The organism is Cutibacterium nasicola (assembly GCF_052654715.2).
This window is the reverse complement of record NZ_CP199745.2, coordinates 736,045-760,363: the sequence shown is the minus strand read 5'-3', so window position 1 is coordinate 760,363 and position 24,319 is coordinate 736,045. Positions and strand designations below refer to the sequence as shown.

Sequence of the window (24,319 nt, the reverse complement as noted above, 5' to 3'; positions counted from 1 at the left end):
GGAGAACAAGGCCAGCCCCATTGCCGACCGGTCAGGAGATTCTATCATTTGGATGACCACGGGTCAAGTGGCTGGGAACACATGAACGGGGCGACCATGCTTTCGCACGGACGCCCCGTTCAGGACAGTGACCAAGAACCTCAGTCGCGAGGCTTCTCCACCATCTCGTAGCACTGGATCTCGTCGCCCACGTGGATGTCGGAGTAGTTGGTCAGGGTCAGACCACACTCGTAACCCTCGCGCACCTCGGTGACGGCGTCCTTCTCGCGCTGCAGCGTGTTGACCTCGGTCTCCTGGATCACCACACCGTCGCGGACGAGACGAGCCTTGGCATGACGACGGATGGTGCCGTCGGTGATCATGCAGCCCGCGATCGTACCAACCTTGGAAGAACGGAAGATCTGGCGGATCTCCGCAGTTCCCATCGCCTTTTCCTCGTAGATCGGCTTGAGCATGCCTCGCAGGGCGGCCTCGATCTCGTCAATGGCGTCATAGATGACCGAGTAGTAGCGGATGTCGACGTTCTCCTCGTCGGCCATGCGCTGGGCATGGGCGGTCGGACGAACGTTGAAGCCCACGATGACGGCATTCGAGGCGGCAGCCAGCGAGACGTTGGTCTCGGTGATGGCACCGACGCCGCGGTCAATGACGCGCAGATCGACCTCGTCGCCCACGTCAATCTTGGCCAAGGCGTCCTCCAGAGCCTCGACCGAGCCGGCGCCGTCACCCTTGAGGATGAGCAGCAGCTCCTCGGTCTCGCCCTTCTCGAGCTGCTCGAACAGCTGGTCGAGAGTCTTGCGACGCGACGACTTGGCCTGCTGGGCAGCACGCATGCGCGCCTCGCGCTTCTCGGCGATCTGGCGAGCCATCCGGTCATCGTCGACGACCAGGAAGTTGTCACCAGCACCGGGAACCGAGGTGAGGCCGAGAACCTGTACCGGGGTGGCCGGGGCAGCCTCGTCAACGCTCGCACCCTGATCATTGACCATGGCGCGAACACGCCCGTAGGAGGACCCGGCAACGATGGAATCACCAATGTGCAGGGTTCCGCGCTGAATGAGGGCGGTGGCCACCGGGCCACGCCCCCTGTCGAGGTGGGCCTCGATGGCAACACCCTGAGCAGCCATGTCCGGGTTGGCGCGAAGGTCCAGAGCTGCGTCGGCGGTCAAGATGATGGCCTCGAGCAGATCGTCAAGACCCTCGTGGGTACGAGCGGAGACATTGACGAACATGGTGTCGCCGCCGTACTCCTCAGGAACCAATCCGTACTCGGTGAGCTGTCCGCGCACCTTGTCCGGATCGGACTCCGGCTTGTCGATCTTGTTGACGGCCACCACGATCGGCACGTCGGCAGCCTTGGCGTGGTTCACTGCCTCAACGGTCTGCGGCATGACGCCGTCATCAGCAGCAACGACCAACACCGCGATGTCGGTCGACTTGGCGCCACGAGCACGCATGGCCGTGAAGGCCTCGTGACCCGGGGTGTCGATGAAGGTGATGGCGCGCTCGACGTCGTCGACCTCGGTCTCGACCTGGTAGGCACCGATGGCCTGGGTGATGCCACCGGCCTCGCCCTCCACCACATGGGTGTGACGCAGGGCGTCCAGCAGCTTGGTCTTGCCGTGGTCAACGTGACCCATGACGGTGACGACCGGCGGACGTGCGACGAGGTCCTCCTCATCGCCCTCGTTCTCGCCGAACTCAAGATCGAAGGACTCAAGCAGCTCACGATCCTCGTCCTCCGGGGACACGACCTGAATGTCGTAGTTGAGCTCGCCGCCCAGGATCTCCAAGGTGTCGTCAGACACAGACTGGGTGGCAGTCACCATTTCGCCAAGGTTGAACAGCACCTGCACCAGCTGTGCTGACTCGGCATTGATCTTCTCAGCGAGATCGGTCAGCGAGGCACCACGACGCAGTCGAACGGTCTCACCATTACCCTTGCGAACACGCACACCGCCAACCAGCGGTGCCTGCATCTCGTCGAACTCTTGCCTGCGCTGCTTGCGGGACTTTCGACCACGCCGGGAACCACCACGACCGAAGGCACCCTGGGTACCGCGACCGCCACGACCTCCGCGGCCACCGGCGACGGGACCACGAGGTCCTCCGCCGAAGCCTCCACCGAAACCGCCCCCACGGGATCCGCCGCGACCACGACCGCCGCCGCGGCCACCACGGCCAGTGTTTGCCTGACCAATCTGGGACGACTGGTGCTTCGGCATCATCGCCGGGTTCGGACGAGGTATACCGGAACCGCCACGCGATCCCTGGCTGCCGCCCGGACGCGGCATACGCTCGCCCTGACCTGGACGAGGAGCTCCACCGGAGCGCTGTCCGCCCTCAGGACGATGCCGGGACTGGCCCATTCCCTGGCTGGAGGCGAACGGGTTGTTCCCGGGACGCGGTACGCCGGTCCGACGACCAGCACCCGGACGCGGACCGGGTCGAGCACTCGACGGCAGCCCGCCAGACCCACCCGGACGCGGGCCCGGACGGGCACCCGGCTTCGGGATGGCGGACTTGGCCGACACACCCGGCTTCGGGCCGGGGGCCGGGGTACGGGGCTTGGCGGCATTCTGACCAGGCTTGGGAGCCGGCTTGGCGTCGCTCTTCGGTGCCGGGGTCTCCTGCTTGGAGCCACCGGAAGACTTCATGAGACCCGGGCGCGGAGTCGCGCTGGTGCGAGCTGCAGAACTGCGCCCCGGCTTCGGGCCTCCACTGGTACCGGGAGGGGGGGCAGGCGTCGGCTTCGGTGCGGGTCCCGGCTTCGGACCGGGAGTCGGCCTGGCCGACGGGGCCTCCTTGGACTTTCCCCTGGAAGACGCCTGCGACGTGCGAGCCGCAGGCTTCGCGGGCTTGGCGTCGCCAGCCGGTTCAGCCGAACCGATCTGGTCACGCAGTCGCCGCGCAACTGGTGCCTCAATGGTTGAGGAAGCCGATCGGACGAACTCGCCCATGTCGTTGAGCTTCCCCAGAAGCTGCTTGCTTGACAGTCCGAGCTCCTTCGCGAGCTCATAGACGCGGACCTTGGCCACTACTCTCCTTCGGGCCCGGCCGCGGTGGACCTGGGCCTAGTTGTTGTGAATCCTCATTGGTGCGAACTCATCGAGTGTTCATGAGCTTGTGCCCACTTCCTATTCAGTCCCCTCGAGCCAGAATGACCGACCTGCCAAGGACACGATTCGGTGAGGCCGCCGGACCTCCCGGCGGACATGCAGTGTTAACTTTACCGAAAATGGCCCATCGAGCCCAACTCACCGCACTGGCCACGTGTCCTCGTCACTCTGATCGACGGTCACCCGCTGTCGGAAGGACCGAGCGAATCCCCCGGCCACGGCACACTTCCAGCACTCGCCGTCAGGATGGACGTGGGCTCCCCTTCCGGCTGCACTGCCAGTCGGGTCTGCCACGACGACCCCGTCAATCAGCACATAACGCCTCATGTGGGCTAGATCGTCGACGCGTCGGCATCCGACGCAGGTGCGTTGGGGTCGTCTGGTCACCCGACAACCCTAGGCGAGAGGGCGGGAGAAAAGCACGACGCCCCGATCGTCCACGTAGAGGATCGGGGCGTCGGCCACCTCAAGGAGTCTCACACCTGGTTGTCAGGACGGATGTCAATACGCCACCCCGTGAGTCGGGCTGCCAGACGGGCGTTCTGCCCCTCACGTCCAATGGCCAGGGAGAGCTGGTAGTCCGGGACGATCGCCCTGGCAGCCTTGGCCTTGGGATCGATGACCGTCACCGACGCCACCTTCGCCGGTGAGAGAGCCGAACCCACGAACTCGGCGGGATCCTCCGACCAGTCGATGATGTCGATCTTCTCCTCGCCCAACTCATGCATGACGGCGCGCACACGCTGACCCATCGGTCCGATGCAGGCGCCCTTGGCCGAGACGTCGGGATTGTGGGAGACGACGGCGATCTTGGAGCGATGACCGGCCTCGCGAGCCAAGGCCTTGATCTCGACGACGCCCTGCTCGATCTCGGGGACCTCCATGGCGAAGAGCTTGCGCACCAGGTTCGGGTGGGTGCGCGAGACAATCACCTGCGGGCCACGAAGCTCCTTGCGCACCGCGACGACGTAGACGCGGACACGACGGCCATGCGAGTAGTCCTCACCGGGGACCTGCTCGGCCGGGGGCATGATGCCCTCCAGAGCGCCCAGGTCGACGCGAACCGTGCGGGTGTCGCGGTAGGACTGCTGGACCACCCCAGTGATGACGTCACCCTCGACTGCCGCGAAATGGCCGTACTTCTGCTCGTCCTCGGCCTCACGCAGACGCTGGAGGATCACCTGACGGGCCGTTGAGGCAGCCACGCGCCCGAAATCGTCGGGGGTGCCGTCATACCAGCCGACGATCTCCCCCTCCTCGTCCTTCTCCGGGATCATGACGGCGACGTTCCCGGTCTTGCGATCGAGCTGGATCTTGGCCCCCTTCTCGGGAGCCTCCGTCTTGTCGTAGGCGTTGAGGAGGGCGTCCTCGAGGGTCGTCAGCAGGTACTCGAGCGGGATGTCCTTGTCCCGTTCGATCATGCGCAGGGTCGACAGATCGATGTCCATCTCAGTTCTCCTCCTCCGACGCCTGCGCGTCGCGACGATTGAGCTCCACCTGCACGACGGCCTTCGCCACGTCGGCCAGCTGGACCTCACGGGTGGTGTACACGGGCTTGTGAGGCTTCGAGTTCTCTGCCTCGACCTCGACAGTGACCTTCCCCTCCGCCGTCTCGACGATGCGACCATCGAGGGTCTCCCCCGGCTTCTGGCTCCCGGCTGGATTGAGGGTGAATCGCACCATGCGTCCGAGGTTGCGTCGGTAGTGACGCGGTTGGGTCAACGGAGTGGAGACACCACGCGACGACACCTCGAGGGTGTACGGCGACTCCCCCATGGCGTCGGACTCATCAAGGCAGCGGGAGATCTCGGCGGTGGCCTCGGAAATCTCGTCAAGGCTGGGTCCGTGGCCGTCAGGGCCATCCCCGTCGACCGTCACTCGCACCAGGCGGCGTCGCCCGGCGGGCACGATCTCGACGCGATCGACTTCGAGCCCGAGCTGGGACACGACTGGTTCCAGCAGACTGGTGAGCCTCTCTGCATTCATCTGTGTCTCATCCTGTTGTCGTTGCACATTGTCCGCACCGAGTCTAGCCGCTCAGTCCCGTCGCCCGGATATCGTCACCTTCCCACCTGGGTGATCCCCGATGTCACGTCGAAGGGACAGCTTCAGTATGGATAGGGTGAACACATGATCGCTCGGAGAACCCTTCTTGCCAGTGGAGCCAGTCTCGTCGCCATCGGGCTGACGGGGTGCGATCATGAGCCCGCCAAGAAGACGACTCCGGTGCGCTCAACCATCGCCAGCGCAGCCCCACAACGTCGCGATGCCGTGTCCCAGGAAGCCCTTCTGGCGCAGTTGGCGACGAAAGCCGCGAGTACCGTCGGTGGCGGCCGGAAGGTGATGTACCAGCGCGTCGCTGCTGCCCATCATCGGCATTGTCAGGTGCTGAGCCAGACTGACCCCTTCTCCGGAAACACGGGCTCTCCATCCTCCTCGGTCTCACCTTCACCGTTGACCGCCGGACAGGGATCGCCAGTTGCCTTGTTGCAGCGTCACGAAAAGGCTGCCGCTACCCAATATCTGTCGAATTGCCGAGCCGCGGGTGACCCCTCGGAATCCCTGGTGTGGGCCAGTCTCTCGGTGTTCTGCTCAGCTTTCGACCCCGACGCCCCCGCTCCACGTCCCACGCCCAAGGTTGTCCCGGTCACCGTCGGGCAGGAACCTCTCGTCAATGCCCAGCAGGCACTCCTGACCCATCTCAATGCCCTCGTGGCAGGCCTGGAATGGGGCATTGGTCGCCTTGCCGAGGGCGACCCGCTTCGCGCCTGGGGATGGCGGCGACGCGACCGGGTCATCGCCCAGCGCGCCGAGGTCCGCCGGGGTATCCGCGAGGCCTCTGCTACCCCGACCCCTGATCTGCCTGGCTACCCCATGCCGACGACCCCTGTCAATGCGGCAGCGACCCGTTCGCTGTGGTCCGACCTGGAAGACAATGTGCTGTCTGGCTGGGGTCGAGTGACAGCCGCGAGCCCGGCTCCGGCACGTCCGCACGCCGTCGCTGCGATGGCCAGCCAGACTGAGGTCCTCGCCCATCTGGGCACTGGGGTGACGACCTGGCCCGGCTGGGTGTGAGCAGGAAGCCGCGCCCCGGCGGCAACACGACTCAGATTCCCCAGATCAGCTGAACCAGCATCCGTACTGCCAGCACGCTGGTGATGATGAGGAACATCGTCCGGACGAAACCATTGCCATACCTCATGGCCGTCCGGGTGCCGATCAACCCACCCATGACGTTGGCGATGACGAGCGGCCAGGCGACATGCCACCAGACATGACCGTGAATGGCCAACGTCGTGATCGTGACGAGGTTCGTCACCGCGTTGCAGATCTTCGCCATCCCGGACGCCTTGAGGAAGGAATAGCCACCCACAGCGACATAGGTGAGTACCCAGAAAGTCCCGACCCCCGGTCCGATGGCTCCGTCGTAACACCCCAGGAAGAGGCCGATGATCGGAACCAGAACGGGGTGTTTCCCGCCCTCTCCGTGCGAGCTCACGCCCAGGGCTGGTCGTCTCCAGGTGTAGATCCCTATGACCACGAGGACGATGAGCAGGATGGGAGTGTAGACCGCTCGGGACATGTAAGTGACGATCCGAGCACCGATCACCGCGCCGATGACGGCCATGCCGGCCGCTGAGAGGAACATCCGCCAGTCCGGGCGCTGCTTGCGCAAGTACCCCACTCCAGCGGTGAGGTTCCCGACGACTTGGGCCGTCTTATTCGTCCCGACGATCGTCGCCACCGGCGTCTCGGTCGGCAAACCAACCAACAAGGACGGCAGCATGATGAGTCCGCCCCCACCCACGACGGCGTTGACCCACCCTGCCATGAAGGCGGCGAGGACAAGACCAGCAAAGACCCACGACGTCACGTGTCAACCTTCCGTATGACACCAACACTTAGGGGCCCCGCCTCCTGAAAAGGGCGGGGCCCGACATGTTCTCGGTCCGGAAATGCCTCAGGCCCACGGATGTGCCAGTAGCAACTCCGTGTTGTGATCGACCGATGTACCAAGCCTACGTGCCATCGTATGGATGTCGTTCGCGCCAAACTCTCGGTACAGACTGGCCAGACCATCCGGGTCCGTGGTGTCATAGTCGGCCTGATAAGGGGCATTGGACTCGATCAAGGTCGTGAAGATGCTCACGGTGCCATCGTGATTGTCAGCAAGCTCGATGACACGGGCCATCTGGGGAAAGTCGACATGCGACGCCGTGTTGATCTCCCACCAGCTACGGCGGGCGTCGAGAGCGTGCCGGTGAGCGGTGATGTTGTTGGCATGCACATGACCGTTGACCCACGCGACCACATTCGGGTAGTGCGACAGCAGGGAGACCAGTTCAGGGCCGAGATGACGAATACCAGTGCCGTCACCGGGGAGGACGGGGTTGTTCATCGTCTTCGAGTCATGATGGCTGAAAAGGACGAACATGGTGTCGCTGGCCTCGTGATGCTGCCGCACACCCAGATCGTCGTAGTACACGCTGCTACCGGCACGCAGCACGGATTCAAGCCACGTCCACTGACGGTCGTCGATGGAACCATTGGTGTATCCGGCCCGGTTGGTGGAGTCCAGGCTGATACCGGTCACGCCTTCTGCGATCGGGAAGGTGTAATAACCGCGTACCGCGTTGAGGTCATTTTCGCTGAAACCGTGACCATGCGGACCTGCACCATCAACATCCTCACGCAAGTGAGCCTTGATGAACTCAAAAGGAGTGAAGGGCACGCGCCGCTCATCCGCAGTGACCCGCCGAGTCAGCGAGACGGCATCATTGGACAGCGCGACCGGTCCGCCGCCTTGGGCAGCCTGAACGTACGCCTTGGCGTCCCTGTCACTGGCGAAACCAGTGATCTTTCGATCGCTGGTGTACATCGCCTTCAGAAACTCCCAATCAGCAGGCAGCGTGCCTTGGACTGAGTCGTCGTGGTTTCCGAACACCGCGTACCACGGGATCTTCACACCCGCGGACGACACCGGGGCCATGACGCGACGGAAGTAGCCGTCGACCTGGGGAAAGCCGGCACGTTTGTACATGTCGCCGTGATGCGCTTCAGGATTGTAAAACAGCGGATCCCCGAAGGTTTGCACACTCTCCCAGCGATCACGAGCACCAGTATTCGGGACGATCGTGCCACCGGCCAACAACGTGAGATACCAGTCGAGTTCCACGTGTTCGTGATTATCGGTGTTGTCACCAGTACTGACGAGGGCGTCGAAAGCCCGTCCGGTGGCCGGACCGCCCCGGAGGGAATTGACGCGACGCACCAGGGAGGCCGTGGCAAGTGGACCCAAGGCCTCCTGCGGGCGGAAGGCCGGGCCAGCCAGCGGATGCAGGAATTCGACCCTCATCGGTGACTGTACGTCGGTCACGTGCAGGTCGGTCACCTGAACGAAGGACGCCAAGCCATCGCGGCGGTCGTCGCGTCCGCTCTTGCCCCTAGCGAGTTCCTCACGGACGACGAGCGGGTAACCGCGCTGTGCCTTGATCCTGCGGTAGCCGCTGCCCGGATCCCGCAGACCCACCTGTTCAAGGGTGGTGCCGGACGTGGAATGGAGACGCTTCGAGGCATGGGCCAACGCTGGGGTGGTGCCAGTCACCGCCGCAGCGGCGACCAGGGTCATACCACCAAGAAACGTCCGCCGTCCCAGCGTATTTCTGGCCGCCTTGTCGTCATTTCTGGTCAACTCGTCTTCGTTCTCCGGCATCGTTCACCTTTCGCAAGGTCGAGGGGTCTTTCAGCCTGACTTACGAACACCATTGTCAGGCTTTTGTTGGGTCATTTCCGCGCCAGATTTCGAGAACAGTTGGCGACCATTCAGTAACGTACAGATGTTGGTCGATCAAACGTGAGCCACCACTTCGGCTTTCACCCGTGCACCTTCTTGAGGACGGCGCGCACAGCCTCGGCTACTCCAACCTGACGGTTCTCACCCGTGGCACGGTCGCGCACTTCGACCAGGCCATCTTTAAGCCCCCGGCCAACGACGACCGAGGTCGGCATACCGAGGATCTCACTGTCGGCAAACTTCACGCCTGGGGACGCCTTGCGGTCGTCCAGGAGCACCTCGAGTCCGGCCTCGGCCAACTCACTGGCAATCCTGGTCGCCTCCTCGAGGATCTCCGAGCCCTTGCCGGTGGCGAGCACCTGGACGTCAAAGGGAGCGACCTCGCGAGGCCAGGCCAGCCCCTTGTCGTCACAGGTGCTCTCGGCGATGGCGGCCACCGCGCGCGAAACACCCAGACCATAGGAACCCATGGTGACGGTCACGAGCTTGCCATTCTGGTCGAGCACCTTGAGACCCAGGGCGTCGGCGTACTTCTTGCCGAGCTGGAAAATATGGCCAATCTCGATACCGCGGGACAGGTGCAGCTCACCACTGCCGTCGGGAGCGGGATCGCCCTCGCGGATCTCGGCGACGTCGATGACTCCATCGGGGGTGAAGTCTCGTCCTGCCACCATGTTGAAGACGTGACGATCCGTCTGGTCGGCGCCGGTGATCCAGGACGTGCCGGTGACGACACGGGGATCGACGAGATAGCGCACCTTCGAGGAGTTCTCCTCGCCCAGGGATCCCGGGCCGATGTACCCCTTGACCAACTGTGGGTTGGCAGCGAAGTCCTCTTCCGTGAAGGGCTCAGCCACGGCCGGCTCGAGTGCGGCCTCGAGCCGCTTCTCGTCGACCTCGCGATTTCCTGGCAGACCGATGGCCAGCGGCTCACGCTTGCCGTCAGGATGGGTCACCATGAAGACGACGTTCTTGAGGGTGTCAGCCCCGGTCCAAGGACGATCCTCGCGAGGACGCACCTCGTTGGCCATCCGAACCAGGGACTCGATGGTGGGAACCTCGGGGGTGTCGACGACCTCCGCATCCGGCAGCCCCTCGATCGGCAGCGGGTCCGGGGCAGTCATCCGAACCGCCTCGACATTGGCTGCATAGCCACCGGGAGAACGCACGAAGGTGTCCTCACCATTGTCAGCTATGGCCAGGAACTCCTCGGAGCGAGAACCACCCATCGGACCGGACATCGCTTTGACGATGGCATAGTCGAGGCCGAGACGGTTGAAGATGCGGATGTAGGCGTCGCGCTGGGCCTGGTAGGCCTCGTCGAGACCCGCCGGGGCGACGTCGAAGGAGTAAGCGTCCATCATGACGAACTCGCGGCCACGCAGGATGCCAGCGCGCGGACGAGCCTCGTCTCGGTACTTGTTCTGGATCTGGTAGAGACACAGTGGCAGATCCTTGTACGAGGAGTACAGGTCCTTGACCATGAGGGTGAACATCTCCTCGTGGGTCGGGCCCAGCAACATCTCCACCCCCTTGCGATCCTTGAGACGGAAGAGGTTGTCGCCGTACTCAACCCAGCGACCAGTCTCCTTGTAAGGATCGGAGGCGAGGAGTGCGGGGAAGCACACCTCCTGAGCTCCAATTCCAGCCATCTCCTCGTGGCAGATGGCCTCGATCTTGCGCATCACCCGGAGACCCAGTGGCAGCCATGAGTAGATGCCGGGAGCAACCCGACGGATGTACCCGGCCCGCACCAGCCAACGATGGCTGGGGACCTCGGCGTCGGCCGGATCCTCTCGCAGGGTTCGGACGAAGAGCTGTGACATGCGCGTCAACACGACGTGTACCTTCCCGGCCGCGCTCGACCCTCCGCCGCCCTTCGACGTGACCGGCCACGACCACGTTGAATCCTAGTGGCAAGAAGGACGGTGGCCGATTTCGCCAACGCACTGTCTACCTGTAGCCGGACTCTCAGGAGGTCGCACCCGACGTGTGGATCGACTCTGACCAATCCGCTGCAAGCGCCATCCGGCGCACCCCGTGGGGCCGATTCGCATCGTCAGACCCCGACCCACCACAACAGCGGGGCGTGGCCATTCACGGGGGTGGCCCGCACTCCTCACGCCGCGCACCGCCGAACCATGACCCATCACCACAGCGGGGCACCTACCCCCCCATTGAACTGAGAACTGTTCCCATTATATAGTCAGCCGTGAATCACAAGAAGACAATGGAGGCCACCGTGAAACGGTTAGCATCGCTCCTCGCCATCCTGCTGACGTTCCTGACGGTCAACCCGTCACTGGCGAACGCGTCAGCACCGGATCGCGAGCTCCTGCACAATGGCCACGCCGACGTCGCCCACGTGGAGTGGGACCAGGCGAGCGGCAGACCAACCATCAAGATCCTGTGGAACGAGAGTGAGCTCAAGGAGGCCAAGGACGTCTACATCCGCCTCGGGCCGGACGCCGACGCGAACGGCCAGGAGACGTCTCGCCTCAAGATTCCCGACGACCCCCGATTCAGTTTCCTCGGTGAGCCCGGCGACATCGTGTGGACCGCCCCGCAGAGGGAGAGCGACAAGTGGGCCCCGGTGGCAGCCGCATTTGGCGCCGGTCACAGCTTCCCCGACGAACTCATGGATCGCATCAAACCTGAGACGCTACACCTGAACCTGGTCGACGTCGACGGCCCCGGCGAGTTCAACGCCTTCACCGTCAATCCCCTCGGCGTCTCACACCTGTTCTCCTCGACTGGCACCGATCACCGTCGGCAGGTCGTGCACCCCGGCAGCCACACCCACACCAGTTGGACCTTCTCCCAACCTGGCCGCTACAACCTCACGTGGCAGGCAGCCGTGGAGACTCGCGACGGGAAGACCATCGAGTCCGACCCCACCGTCGTCTCGTGGTTGGTCGGTTCCGACGAGCAGGTGGGCCTCGACAAGGGCTCCACGCAGCCTGCCCACGAGATCACCACCCCGGCCGAGCAGTTCCCCATCGCCAAGGGCCAGGACACCCGATCCGACGATCCGCTGGCCTTCAACCCCACCGCGAACACGGCAGGGTGCCTGCACCATGCCAGTGGCCCCGTCACCCTGAAGGCAGACTGGCAGGCCAGTTGGAAGTCCGATGACCCGCAGAAGCCCGCTCGCCCGAAGATGAGCGTCATCTCGGGCGACTCCGGCAAGCAGATCGGAGGGGAGGCTGGCGTCATCAACGTGCCCGACTCCCTGAAGGCAGCTGCCCCGCAGGCCGGGACCGACGAGTTCAACAGCTCCTTCGCCGCTGGATCGCAGTTCCATCGCATCCCCACCTCCGCGCAGAACGGCCAGCCGAACCAGGTGCTCGACACCACCGGCACCGATTTTGTGAACCTCTACGAGGCCGACATCACGTGGGACCCGATCGAAGGGCCGCAGGGTGGCCAGGTGTCCGTCGTCGACACCACCGATGGCCAGACCCGGACCGTCCTGTCGTCCAGCGAGTCGAGCCTGCGCACCGTGATGCGCGTCAACAAGGCCGAGAAGACCCCCATGGAGATGTGGTTCTCCAAGCCGGGGTTCTACCGGATCAGCGGCTACTACACCGTGCACGGCAAGGCCGACGCCAACGGCCGGAAACAGCATCGCTACGTCCCGTTCACGATGCAGTACGCCGTCGGTGACGCCGCGGTGGCCAACGCCTGCCAGGGCAAGGGAGAGGTGCTGAACGGCACGTCGGCCCCCGACCGGGGAAGGCCGGCCGACCCCGCCCCGAAACCTGATCCAGTTCCCGACAACTCCCACACCGATAGCAACAACGTCGTGCTCGATCGCGGACACCTGGATGCCTTCCGAGTCGGATCCTCAGCTGACGGCGGTATCGACCTCAAGCTCAAGGAGGACGTCACCGGTGAGGGTGTGCTCCGCGAACCGGAGAACGTGCTGCTCAAGGTGCGGGACTCCGCGCTGACCGACATCCCCTCCGGGCTGCCCGGTGCCCCCAAGGGCTACGTGCTGCCGCTGACCCAGAAGTCCGGGCTGCTGTGGCCGGGCTGGGAAACCTTCGACGTCAAACGCAACGGCTTCACCACTGTGAAGATCAACGTCAACGACGTCAAGGGCCCCGGAACTGTCAATCTGTTCTCCCAGGGCACCCTCGGTGACGTGCGTTCCCTGCTCGACGGTGACTCCACCACCCTGCCGGGCACCATCACCGTCAAGCAGCCGACCCACGAGCACGCCAACTGGGTGTTCAGCAGGCCGGGCGTGTACACCATGACCGTCCAGGCCAGCGCCGAGAAGGATGGCAAGGCGTTCCGGAGCAAGCCGCACACCTACACCTGGGTCGTCGGCGACAAGACCGAGCTGCCCGCCCCGTGGGGCAAACCGACTCCCACGCCGTCAGTGACGCCACCCCCGGCCTCCAAGCCCTCGGTCGCCCCGAAGCCGTCGGTGACTCCGAACTCCCCGGCCACCCCGACTCGGAAGCCGGCCCGCAAGCCAGCTTCCAAGCCGAGCAATGGCAAGAAGCCCTGCCACCAGAAGCTCGTTCTTGACCACGGTCACTCCGACGTCTTCCGCGTCGGCTCGGCTGCCAAGAACGGTCTCGACCTGCAGGTCAAGGAGGACGTGACCGGCGAAGGTGTGCTTCACACCCCGAAGAATGTCCTGTTGGCCGTCAAGGACTCTGCCCTGACCACCATCCCGAGCGGATACCCAGGCGCCCCCAAGGGCTACCTGTTGCCCATCACACAGAACCAGGATCTGCTGTGGCCGGGATGGGAGACCTTCGACGTCAAGCGCAATGGCTTCAGCGAGGTGAAGATCAACGTCCGTGACGTCAAGGGCCCGGGCAAGGTGCATCTGTTCACGCAAAACTCGTTCGCGGGCACCAAGACCCTGCTCGACGGCGGCTCCACCACCCTGCCGGGCACCATCACCGTCAAGGAGCCCTCGCATGTGCACGCCAACTGGGTGTTCACCAAGCCAGGCCGCTACGAGATGACGGTCGACGCCACCGCTGTTCGCAATGGCAAGACCGTCAGCACCGGAACCCACACCTACACCTGGGTGGTCGGTTCCAAGGCCATCGCCGCCGCCAGCACCTGCCCCACCAGTGACGGCGGCAAGGGCGGCACCCCGGTTCCCGGCAAGAACAGCACCAAGGGCGGTTCCGACAAGCCCTTCGATGATCTCGGTGTTGTCGGCAACACGCCGACCAACGAGGTTGGCGGAAACTCCGACCCGAACGGATCGACCGAGGGAACTACCACCAGCGGCCCCTCCGCCCGGAAGGAGATCTGCCGTCCGGTGAAGATCCCCACCAAGGCTGCCGCTGCCGTGAAGAAGACGGCTCAGTCTGCCACCCATCCTGCGTCCATCGCCACCGAGGGTCACTTCGACTGGGGCGTCCAGCTGCAGTCCGGCAAGTTCATCTCCGCTCTCAAGGACGACCGCTCCGCCCCGGCGAAGTGGGTTGTGCCGTCGAGCATCGTGATGGCTGTCGGTGACAAGGCCAACACCACGGCTCCGGCCGGCATGGAGTTCATCGCCAAGGGCGGCAGCAAGGTGTGGCTCATCGGTGCGACCCAGGTTCCCGGCGTGCCGTGGCTCGGCGTCAACACCATGCACGAGTCAATCGTCAGCGGCACCACCGGCCCGGTCCAGATGCACCTGGACAAGGTCAGCGGCCCCGGCAAGATGGCCGTGTTCATGTCCGGCACCTTCGGTGGTGGAGTGGGCCAGCGGGTCTTCGACAACGTCGGCGGACCCACCAGCTACACCGTCCCGGCCAACACCCATGCTCACCCGAACTGGGTGTTCACCGCCCCCGGCCACTACGCCGTGACCGTCACTCAGACGGCCACCACCAAGGCCGGCAAGAAGGTCAGCGCCACCGGCACCCTCCACTTCGCAGTGGGTATCGATGCCAAGTCGGTCGCCGCCTCCATCGGCAAGGTGTCGGCCTCCACCGGCGCCGACCAGAACACCGAGCCGGCTTACACCATCGTGGGCCGCACCCCCGATGGCAAGCCCTGCGATCTCAACGGGCTGCCACGCTCCGGTGAGAACGGCACCTTCGGCGATTCCGGTATCGCCTCCCAGACCAACCAGGGTCTGGTGGCCGGAGCCCTCGCGGTTATCGGTCTGACCGGCGCTCTCCTCGTGGCGAGGAGACGACGCGGGTGAGAAAACGCCTGGTGTGCGTCGTGGCTGCACTCAGCCTTCTGGCTGGGTGCGGCCACGCGCCCGCTTCCCAGAACGACAAGCTTTCCGTGGTGACGACCACGCCCATCCTCGCTGACCTGACGCGCAACGTCGCCGGCGATCGTGCCACCGTCACCTCGATGGTGCCCTCCGGCGCCGACCCCCACACCTACGAGCCGTCGCTGCGTGATGTCCGGACCGTCGTGTACTCGAAGGTCGCGCTGTCGAACTACCTCATGCTCGAGCCCCATTCGGTCATCAAGACCATCGACGCCTCCCTGCCTGCCGGATCGATCAATGTCTCTCTGGCTGAGGAGGCACAGAAGTATGGCGCTGAGGTCATCCCGCTCGTCGAGAATGCCAACCTGGACACCGTCTGGCTGGGCCTGCGGGTCATCGGCAAGGGCACTGCTCGAGGGGCCGACCGTTCGTCCTCGGTCCATCTCCAATTGAAATCCGTCGACGGTCCTGGCGATCTCACCGCCTACATCACCGGCACCTTTGGTCGTCCGCAGATCTACTACTCGACGACTGACGGCGTCGACGAGCGTGATGACGTCGAGCTTCCCGCTGACGCCCACACCCACATGTCGTGGGCGTTCAGCAAGCCTGGCATCTACAAGGCGACCTTCGCGGCCACCCTGTCCACGGCCAAGGGAGACACCCCCATCGGCACCCAGACCCTGACGATTGCCGTCGGAGCTGATCCACGCACGATCCCCGAACTCGCCAATCGGACGGTCGTCGACAAGGGCCACGCGGACCTCTCCGCTGACATCGACGAGGGCAAGATGATCATCCTGTCCGATCCAACTGGCGGTGGCGTCCGCACCCAGAAGCGTCTCAGCCCCGACAAGTCTGTGGTGTGGGTGCCCCCGAAGGCACTCACCGAAATCCCACCGACTCCGGCGTTCCGATTCCTGGGCCACCCTGGCGACTCGATCCACCAGCTGCCCCAGGCCGTTCTCGGCGCGCACGTTCATGGTGAGATCGACCCCCATCTGTGGATGAGCATCAAGAACACCAAGGCCTACGTGCAGGTCATCCGTGACGCTCTCATCAAGGCCGACCCCGACGGCGCCCAGCCCTACCGAGAGAACGCCAAGACATACCTGGCGAGGCTGGAAGAGACCTCGCACTACGTCGATCGCAAGATCGCCAACATTCCCAAGGGACGGCGTCAGCTCATCACGAGCCACGATGCCTACGGCTACCTCGCCCAAGCCCACGGCATGCACGTGGCCGGATTCGTGACCGCCAATCCCGGTGTCGAGCCGTCCATGGCACAACGCCGCAAACTCAACCAGACCATCGCCGACCTCAAGGTGCCGGCCGTGTTCCTGGAACCCAATGTGCTGCGTGGCTCCTCAGTGCTCGCGGCCATTGCCGCCGAGAACGGTGTCCAGGTGTGCCCCATTTACGGCGACACCTTCGACGACCGAGTCACGAACTACATCGACCTCATGAAATTCGACGCCGACTCCCTGGCCAAGTGCCTGGGATGAGGCTCCTGCGGAGGAATCCATGATTACGAAACACCGTCGGTTGGCATCCCTGTCTGCCATGTTCATCGCGCTCAGTACTGGTTTCGCACTCTCGCAGCCAGCCCATGCCTCCCCTACCCCGCCACCAGATCCTGCCCTCAAGCAGACGGTGACAGACAACGAGAAGGTGGCCAAGGAACCCGCCGAGATCAGGCGAGGACACGTCGATGTCGGCCCTCGCATCGTTGACGGCAAGTTCACCCTCATGGCCCGCGACGACACCGCCAACCCGCCGGTGTGGCGCAACACCGATGACGCCGTGCTACGCGTGGTCGATGCGTCCCGTATCGACGTGCCGAACGACGAGGCCTACTCCTTCCTCGGCGACATGCGTGGCAAGAAGGCATATGTCATTCCGCAGACCCAGGACCAGAAGATCGTGTGGCTCGGTTGGAACACCCAGGCCCCGGAGATCGTCAAGAACTTCCCTCGTGGCGCCGAACTCGTCTTCACCGGGCACGAGGGCCCAGGTCAGGCCCACATGTTCATCGAGAACGGTTTCGACGCCCCGACACCGCTGTATGACTCCACCAAGTCCGGAGAGCAGTTGGTGCACATGGAGACCAACACCCATGTGCACGCCAACTGGGTGTTCTCCGATCCGGGAGCGCAGACCATCTCCGTCGATGTCCGCGGCACCGACGCCAAGGGCGCCAAGCACTCCTACTCGACCAAGCTGAGGTTCGTCGTCGGTGACAAGGGTTCGGCCGACGAGGCTCGAACCATGGGTGCCTCTGCCTCGGCGTCCTCCCCGGCTTCCGCGGCATCGGATTCCTCGGCGTCCGGCATGGCCTCGACGAGCAGCTCCGCCGCTGCCTCGGCCCCTGCGAAGGCCTCCCCGCCAACAGCTGCCACCAACTCCACTGATGATTCCGACCATGACACCCCGTGGGGAATGATCATCGCGATCATCGCCGGAGTCGTCATCATCGCCCCCATCATCGCTGCTCTGGTGGGACGCTCGAAGTCCAGGAAGATGCATGACGAGGTGTGGAAGGACGAGGGCACCGACGCAACATCGGCCAAGACCTCCGACAGTGGAACGAGTTCGCATGAGTGACCTCGGATCCATCAAGATCACTGACATGGCCGTCAACCTGGGCGGCCTCCGCGTGCTCCACGACGTCAACCTGTCAGCCAGCAGGGGTGACCTGCTGGCACTCCTGGGCCCCAACGGCGCCGGCAAGACGACCATTCTGCGCAGCATGCTCGGCTTGGTGAAACCAGCCAAGGGCAGTGTTGAGGTCGCTGGGTCCGCTCCCGGCAAGGGATGGCGTCACATCGGTTACGTCCCCCAGCGTCACGAATTCGCCTGGGACTTCCCCATCAGCGTCGCCGACGTCGTCATGAGCGGACGAACCCGCCACATCGGGTGGCTACGTCGTCCTGGCAAGGATGACCACATCGCGGTGCGCGACGCCCTGCGGATCGCCGACATGGCGGACTTGGCAGATCGCACCGTGGGAGAACTCTCCGGCGGTCAGCGTCAGCGTGTTCTCATTGCCCGAGCCCTGGCCACGCGTCCCTCCGTGCTGCTTCTGGACGAGCCGTTCACCGGGGTCGACATGCCGACTCAGGAGATGCTCACCGAGCTGTTCTGCCGCTTGGCGGCCGACGGCACCACACTGGTCATGACGACCCACGACCTCGCCCAGGCCATGGCCACCGCTGACCGGGTGTGCCTCATCAACCGCACCGTCATCGCCGACTCCACCCCGGAGGAACTGCGTGATCCGGCGATGTGGATGAAGGCCTTCGGGGTCACCGCGAACTCCCCGCTGCTGACCATGGTCGGGGCTGCTGAACCCGTCCACACCCCCGTCTGACAAGGAACCATCAATGCTCACTCCATGGGAGTTCTTCACTGATCTCACCAATCCCCTGCTGGTCTTCCTGCCGAAGGCCTTGCTCGTTGCCGTGGTCTGCTCGATGGTTGCCGGCGTCATCGGTTCCCATGTCGTGCTGAGAGGCATGGCATTCATCGGCGACGCAGTGGCCCACTCGGTCTTCCCCGGTTTGGCGGTGGCCTTCCTGCTCCAGGGGTCGCTGCTCGTCGGTGGTGCTGTGGCCGGTCTCGTCACTGCCGTCCTGGTGGCCATCGTCTCCCAGAACCGACGCCTCAAGGAGGACTCCGTCATCGGAATCCTCTTTGCGGGGGCCTTCGCGTTGGGAATCGTCATCATCTCCAGAGCTCCTGGGTACTCGGGTTCCCTGCAACAGTTCCTCTTCGGATCCATCACGGGTATCACCAACGACGACATCGTCGTCGTGTGCGTGGCCGGGGCCATTGTGCTGCTCCTGGAACGCGCCGTCCACAAGGAGCTGGTGACCGTCGGTCTGGATCGGGAGACTGCGCGGGCCTCCAACCTTCCGGTCTTCGCCCTCGACCTGCTGCTCTACGTGCTGGTGACGATGACCGTCGTCATTTCGGTGCAGGTCATCGGTAACGTCCTCGTCCTGGCCCTGCTGGTGACCCCGGCCGCCACCGCCCGCCTGTTCACCGATCGGCTGGGGCGAATGATGGTCCTGGCGCCGGTGATCGGCGGCCTCAGCGCTCTGGTAGGCCTGTACCTGTCGTGGTCGATTGACCTTCCGGCCGGCGGGACGATCGTCCTTGTTGCGACGGCGGTGTTCCTCCTGTGCTGGGTCCTCGCGCCGCGCGGGCTGCTTGGGGGGATGCGGCGCCGGGTCGCCTGAGGCGCCCCTGCTCCCACCCCATCCCATTCCCTGCCGTACACCGCTCACCATGTGGATGCCGATCACTCCGCGGGCAGGGGCACCTCCGATTGGTCTGTTGGAGCACCGTGGAGTTCCACGGAATCAGAGCCGACGGTCTTCGGAAAACACATCACTGTCGACAATTCAAGATCTGGGGCATCACTGGGTCGAAGGCCCCGCTGTTGAGAGCGTTCACTTGGTGTCTGCGACGCGGGGCAAGGTCACCGACATGAGCGCTGACCCTGTTCATCCGCCTTTACGCCCTGGTCGCAGCGGGCCGTCAGTAGAGCACGGTGGCCATTTCTCCCACCTGACGGAACCCAACGGTGTCGTACATCGCCAGAGCTCGGGTGTTGAAGTCATTGACGTAGAGGGACACCGACTCGTAGCGTCGCTGGCACAGATCTGCCACGGCCGTCATCGCAGCATCGGCCAATCCTTGACCGCGCCATGCTGGATCCATCCAGACCCCCTGAACTTGGCAGTAGCGATCCCACACGACGCCAATGTCGGATTTCCATCGCACTGTTCCGTCCTCGTCAATGATGGCGAAGCAATGGCTCCGCTGCACGAGGATGCGCATGTGGCGCATATAACCACCAGACGGCTCGATGGGACTGACACCAACTTCCTCGGTGTACATCGCCACCGCGGCTTGAAAATAGGCCTGGAAATGCTCCATCGTCGCAGCCGTGACACGGGGATCCGGAGCGACACGTGACGGTTCCTGCAACTCCAACAACGGCTGGTGCGCTCGTAACTCACGAGGACTTCCCCATGCCCGCGGATACCGCTCAGACAGAATGTGGTGCAACGCCAGGACTGGTTCTGCCCGTCCCATCATTGACGACGACGCGCGCCACGGCCCGACCTTGGAGGCCAATGCCTCGATCGTTACGTCGTCTGATGCCACCGGTACGACGTTGGCACCAAGATGAAGCACCCCGTGCAATTCACGGGACCGGACGACACCGACGACGGGGCATCCGAGCCTGCCGCGGTCCAGGCCATTGGCCTGGATTCGTGACAGCAGAAACAGATTTCCCACTGGGTCCTGTTGGAGAAATTCGGTGACCTGGGCCACGTCGGTGTCGTCAAGGACCCTGACCCTGGTGAACACGTCAGGAAACCGCGACTTCCGGTTCCCCGGTCTCATTCATGTTGTCAGCCATCCGATTCGCCTCGTCAACGAGGGTGGCAACGACCTCATTCTCGGCAACAGTACGAACGACCTCGCCGTGCTTGAAGATCTTTCCCTTGCCATTACCGGCAGCCACACCCAGGTCAGCTTCACGGCCTTCCCCAAGGCCGTTGACCACGCAGCCCATGACTGCCACACGTAGCGGGGCGTCAATCCCCTCCAGAGCATCGGTCACATCGTTGGCCAGTGAGAGAACATCCACCTGGCACCGCCCACATGAGGGGCAGGAGACGATTTCCAGACCGCGGGGACGCAGATTCAGCGACTCCAAGATCTTGATGCCGACCTTGACCTCCTCGACCGGATCAGCCGACAGGGAGACGCGAATGGTGTCGCCGATGCCCTCAGCGAGGAGGTGTCCGAAGGCCACCGACGACTTGATGGTGCCTTGGAAAGCCGGGCCGGCCTCAGTCACACCGAGATGGAGCGGGTAGTCGCACTGCGCCGCGAGCTGTTCATAGGCCTGGATCATGACAACCGGGTCGTGGTGCTTCACCGAAATCTTGAAATCCCGGAATCCGTACTGCTCAAAGAGACTCGCCTCCCACAGCGCTGATTCCACCATAGCCTCAGCAGTCGGTGCACCGTACTTCTCGAGCAGACGCTTGTCGAGAGAGCCGGCGTTGACACCGATGCGGATACTCGTACCGTGCTCGGTGGCAGCCTTGCAGATCGACTCAATCTGGTCGTCAAACTTGCGGATATTGCCGGGATTGACTCGCACTGCACCACAGCCGGCCTCGATTGCCTGAAAGACGTACTTCGGCTGGAAGTGAATATCAGCGATCACCGGGACGTGTGACTGTTGAGCGATGATCGGCAGAGCGTCCGCGTCCTTGTCAGTGGGACATGCGACCCGCACGATGTCACAGCCAGCAGCGGTCAGCGCCGCGATCTGCTGCAAGGTGGCACCGACGTCATGAGTCTTTGTCGTGGTCATGGACTGCACCGAAATGGGTGCGTCACCACCGACAAGCACATCTCCCACCGTGATCTGGCGCGTCTTACGGCGCGGCGCCAGGGTCGGGACGGGAGGGGTGGGCATGCCCAGGTTCACGGTCATTGACGTGTCACTCCTGAAATCGCGGATTGTCATTCCCATTGTGTCACCTACTTTCCTCAGTGTGGTGACGCTGACAGCGAGCACCCGCCCTGTCGTGGTGACGGGGCGGGTGCCGCGAGGATTCGTCAGACTCCGGTGCGAGGCAGACCGGGACGGGTTCCCGGCACGTGTCCGGGGGCAGGAGCGACCGTCGTGCTAGAAGCAGTGGCCGGGGTCGGGGTGCTGGCCGACGGAGTCGGCGCCACGGTCGGCGCCGGGGCCGGAACCTGCATCGAGAAGCCGACGAGTGCCGGGGAGTGGTCCGAGGCACCGAACTGGCTGGTGGTGTAGAAGTCGGTCACGTTGTAGTTGCGACGCGAGTACTGCATGGCCACCGACTCAGATCCATTGATGTCCCAGATTCCGGCTCCAGAGACCAACTCGTGGGCCTTGGCATTGGCGAAGATGTGGTCCAGGGAGCCCACGCGACCCGAGTACTGATAACTGGCGGCACCGGGGTCGCGCTCCTCGACAACCTCACTGAATCCGGCGTCCTTGATGGCGCGGATCGGGTCCTCCATGGCGTAGGCATTGAAATCACCGAGCATGAAGACCGGGTCGTCCCTGAAAGTCGTGTTCACCCAACCCGTCAGGGCCTTGGCCTGGGAGACGCGGCTGGGGTTCGACTTGCCCTGCCCGGTGCGGTCATCCTCACCAGAACCCTTGGACTTGAAGTGATTGACGACCGCCACGAAGGTGCGCTTGGAACCCTCCGGCTGGAAGCGCTGGGCAAGCGGCTGGCGGGCATTGGCGAAGGCCGGGTCGGCCAAGATCTGCGAGGCACCCACCGGGGCGACCTTGCCGACCTTGTAGATGAAGGCCGAGCGAATGACGTCCTCGTTCGGGGGAACGACACTCGGGCTGGGAACGTAGGCCCACACCTTCTTGCCGGTGGCCTTGTTGAGGGCGTCAACAAGAGTGGCCAAGGAAGCGTCACGGGGCTGGCTCGAATGCCAGGTGATCTGGGCGGAGTTCTCGACCTCCTCGAGAGAGACGACGTCGGCACCCAGACCGTTGATCGCTGTGACGATCTTGGCCTGCTGGTCGGCAAGGGCCTTCGGCGTGTAGGCGCCACGGACCAGGCAGTAGTTGGCCGAGACCGGGTTGCCGTCACGGTCGAGATAGGCCTTGCAGTTCGGCTCGTCCTGGCCCAGATCGGTGAAGTAGCTCAGCACGTTGAAGCTGGCCAGCTTGACGCTGCCAGCCACGGCCGGTGGGCTGGCCGGGCGGTTGTTACCGACCTTGATCGGCGACAGTGTGGAGGCCGCACCGACGACCTGACCGGTGGGCTGGAAGTTCCAGCCGAACCGCTGGTCCATGATGACCGGCGAGGTGAAGTCGACGTGAGTGCCGGTGCGCATCGGGGTGTCCTGGGACAGGTACGGCAGCGGCGAGTTCTTGGCGTCGGCGTTGGTCATGAAGTTCCACGAAGCCCCGTCATCAAGGGTGATGTACCTGGCCTTGTTCGCCACCTCGACAGCCTCGGCGTCCTTTCCCGGAAGGGCAACCTCGGTGCCCTGGTAAAGGGGCTTGTCGCCGTCGGCCAGGCCGATCTGACCGTACTGGTTGAGGCCGTAATTGTTGGTGATGGTGTAGCCGCTGGTGGGCTTGACGAGCATGCCCTCGTAGGCCTCCCGCTCGGCGTCGGTGGCCGGCAGCGAGGTCAGCTCGGTGGCCTTGACCGGGGCGCAACCGAACCTGCGATCGACTCGGGTGCTACCGCCGATCTCGGTGAGGTCATGGGCCTCCGTGACGGTGCCCCTGACGGTCACGCAGTCGCCGACCTTGATGTTGACGGCAGCCCACTTCGAGTACACGAAGACGCCGTCAGAGGCATCCGTCGCCCTCTTCGGAGTGCCACCAGATCCTGGGGTCTGGATGTAGATGCCATTGAATCCGCCGGTCGGATAGGCAGCGGTGACGACGCCCACCGTGGTGACGGCCTTGTCGACCAGTGGGCTGACCGGACCATTGCCCTGGATCTTGGAAATCGGGGTCTCAGTCGGGTCCGGGGTGGGGATCGGAGTCGGGGTGGCTGCTGGGACCGAACCGGAATTCGTCGGGGTGGGATCTACGACCTCGAAGTCCGCCGAGTTGTCGTCGGTGTCGACGCCGTTGCGACGCTCGATCGAGGTGGTGTTCGACGGGGCGGGGGCCGCCTTCGTCTCGGCCACCGATGCAGCACCGTAGCCAACCAGGTCAACGACAGCACCAGATGCGTCAGTGATACGTACCGACCCCGTGATGGCACTCATGAATGCCGAGCACTCGGCGTCGGGAGTCGGGAGGGGCTTGCTACCGCCGTCTCCCCTGGCCTCCTGGACCAGGAAGTGACCACCGGCCTTGACGGTACCGACCAGGCTACAGGTGTTGGCCACCTTGCCCTTGGCAGTGAGGTATTCCAGCTTCCACCCCTCGACGGAGACGTCCGCAGAGGTGGGGTTGAGCAATTCGACGAAGTCATGGGTCCAGGTGGCACCGGAGTTACCGCCACCTCCATAAACCTCATTGACGACGACGTGGCCGGCTGCCACCGGATCAGCATGGGCTGGCTGGACCGCGACGATCATGGCGACGCCGCACGACAGAGCACAGAGGCCTGCCAGGACACGTCTGGACATTGTGGTCATGAGAATTCCCATCTCGTGGTA

16 protein-coding genes are annotated in these 24,319 nt (G+C 64.1%); 6 read left to right on the top strand and 10 right to left on the bottom strand.

The annotated features are described in order from the left end of the window. Positions 1 to 140: 140 nt before the first annotated feature. From infB to rimP, 4 genes are all read right to left on the bottom strand, one after another. Positions 141 to 3,038 (bottom strand): translation initiation factor IF-2, encoded by a 2,898-nt coding sequence (gene infB, locus ACUCCZ_RS03460; RefSeq protein WP_435918070.1) that lies wholly within the window; start codon positions 3,036 to 3,038, stop codon positions 141 to 143. A gap of 219 nt (positions 3,039 to 3,257) precedes the next feature. Beyond that, positions 3,258 to 3,506 (bottom strand): YlxR family protein, encoded by a 249-nt coding sequence (locus tag ACUCCZ_RS03455; protein ID WP_435918071.1) that lies wholly within the window; start codon positions 3,504 to 3,506, stop codon positions 3,258 to 3,260. Positions 3,507 to 3,595: 89 nt separating this feature from the next. Continuing rightward, a complete protein-coding gene (nusA, locus tag ACUCCZ_RS03450) occupies positions 3,596 to 4,567 on the bottom strand; it encodes a transcription termination factor NusA (RefSeq protein WP_435918072.1) in 972 nt (323 codons plus the stop codon). Position 4,568: 1 nt separating this feature from the next. Further along, on the bottom strand, positions 4,569 to 5,105 hold the full coding sequence (gene rimP / locus ACUCCZ_RS03445) for a ribosome maturation factor RimP (RefSeq protein WP_435918073.1): 537 nt from the start codon (positions 5,103 to 5,105) through the stop codon (positions 4,569 to 4,571). Between the two features lie 144 nt (positions 5,106 to 5,249). Here rimP and ACUCCZ_RS03440 point away from each other — a divergent pair, with 144 nt between their 5' ends. Beyond that, positions 5,250 to 6,194: a DUF4439 domain-containing protein gene (locus ACUCCZ_RS03440; protein WP_435918074.1), complete on the top strand. Its 945-nt coding sequence runs from the start codon at positions 5,250 to 5,252 to the stop codon at positions 6,192 to 6,194. A gap of 31 nt (positions 6,195 to 6,225) precedes the next feature. On the opposite strand, the gene ACUCCZ_RS03435 is transcribed toward ACUCCZ_RS03440, so the two are convergent. The 3 genes from ACUCCZ_RS03435 to ACUCCZ_RS03425 all read right to left on the bottom strand — a co-directional run bounded on the left by ACUCCZ_RS03435 (position 6,226) and on the right by ACUCCZ_RS03425 (position 10,739). Further along, a complete protein-coding gene (locus ACUCCZ_RS03435; RefSeq protein WP_462981555.1) occupies positions 6,226 to 6,951 on the bottom strand; it encodes a sulfite exporter TauE/SafE family protein in 726 nt (241 codons plus the stop codon). Between the two features lie 129 nt (positions 6,952 to 7,080). After that, positions 7,081 to 8,832 (bottom strand): TIGR03767 family metallophosphoesterase, encoded by a 1,752-nt coding sequence (locus ACUCCZ_RS03430; RefSeq protein ID WP_435918076.1) that lies wholly within the window; start codon positions 8,830 to 8,832, stop codon positions 7,081 to 7,083. A gap of 161 nt (positions 8,833 to 8,993) precedes the next feature. Next, the gene (locus ACUCCZ_RS03425) at positions 8,994 to 10,739 is read right to left on the bottom strand and encodes a proline--tRNA ligase (protein WP_435918077.1); all 1,746 of its coding nucleotides are present in this window, start codon (positions 10,737 to 10,739) and stop codon (positions 8,994 to 8,996) included. A 386-nt stretch (positions 10,740 to 11,125) separates the two neighbouring features. On the opposite strand from ACUCCZ_RS03425, the gene ACUCCZ_RS03420 reads away from it, so the two are divergent. From ACUCCZ_RS03420 to ACUCCZ_RS03400, 5 genes are read left to right on the top strand one after another with little or no spacing between them, the layout of a single operon-like run. Beyond that, positions 11,126 to 15,085, top strand: a complete 3,960-nt coding sequence (locus ACUCCZ_RS03420) for a TIGR03773 family transporter-associated surface protein (RefSeq protein ID WP_435918078.1) — start codon at positions 11,126 to 11,128, stop codon at positions 15,083 to 15,085. Beyond that, positions 15,082 to 16,608, top strand: a complete 1,527-nt coding sequence (locus ACUCCZ_RS03415) for an anchored repeat ABC transporter, substrate-binding protein (protein ID WP_435918079.1) — start codon at positions 15,082 to 15,084, stop codon at positions 16,606 to 16,608. The genes ACUCCZ_RS03420 and ACUCCZ_RS03415 overlap by 4 nt, the downstream gene beginning before the upstream one ends. 19 nt (positions 16,609 to 16,627) lie before the next feature. Further along, the gene (locus ACUCCZ_RS03410) at positions 16,628 to 17,707 is read left to right on the top strand and encodes a choice-of-anchor M domain-containing protein (protein WP_435918080.1); all 1,080 of its coding nucleotides are present in this window, start codon (positions 16,628 to 16,630) and stop codon (positions 17,705 to 17,707) included. Further along, positions 17,700 to 18,473: an anchored repeat-type ABC transporter ATP-binding subunit gene (locus ACUCCZ_RS03405; RefSeq protein WP_435918081.1), complete on the top strand. Its 774-nt coding sequence runs from the start codon at positions 17,700 to 17,702 to the stop codon at positions 18,471 to 18,473. The genes ACUCCZ_RS03410 and ACUCCZ_RS03405 overlap by 8 nt, the downstream gene beginning before the upstream one ends. A gap of 13 nt (positions 18,474 to 18,486) precedes the next feature. Continuing rightward, positions 18,487 to 19,344: an anchored repeat-type ABC transporter permease subunit gene (locus ACUCCZ_RS03400; RefSeq protein ID WP_015582435.1), complete on the top strand. Its 858-nt coding sequence runs from the start codon at positions 18,487 to 18,489 to the stop codon at positions 19,342 to 19,344. A 301-nt stretch (positions 19,345 to 19,645) separates the two neighbouring features. Here ACUCCZ_RS03400 and ACUCCZ_RS03395 read toward each other — a convergent pair whose 3' ends face one another. The 3 genes from ACUCCZ_RS03395 to ACUCCZ_RS03385 form a co-directional block, all read right to left on the bottom strand. After that, the gene (locus tag ACUCCZ_RS03395) at positions 19,646 to 20,485 is read right to left on the bottom strand and encodes a GNAT family N-acetyltransferase (protein WP_435918082.1); all 840 of its coding nucleotides are present in this window, start codon (positions 20,483 to 20,485) and stop codon (positions 19,646 to 19,648) included. Between the two features lies 1 nt (position 20,486). After that, positions 20,487 to 21,668 carry a flavodoxin-dependent (E)-4-hydroxy-3-methylbut-2-enyl-diphosphate synthase gene (gene ispG / locus ACUCCZ_RS03390; RefSeq protein WP_435918083.1) on the bottom strand — a complete coding sequence of 394 codons (1,182 nt, stop codon included), beginning with the start codon at positions 21,666 to 21,668 and terminating at the stop codon, positions 20,487 to 20,489. An 86-nt stretch (positions 21,669 to 21,754) separates the two neighbouring features. Then, positions 21,755 to 24,298, bottom strand: coding sequence for an ExeM/NucH family extracellular endonuclease (locus ACUCCZ_RS03385; protein WP_445439690.1), 2,544 nt, complete (start codon positions 24,296 to 24,298; stop codon positions 21,755 to 21,757). Positions 24,299 to 24,319: the final 21 nt, after the last annotated feature.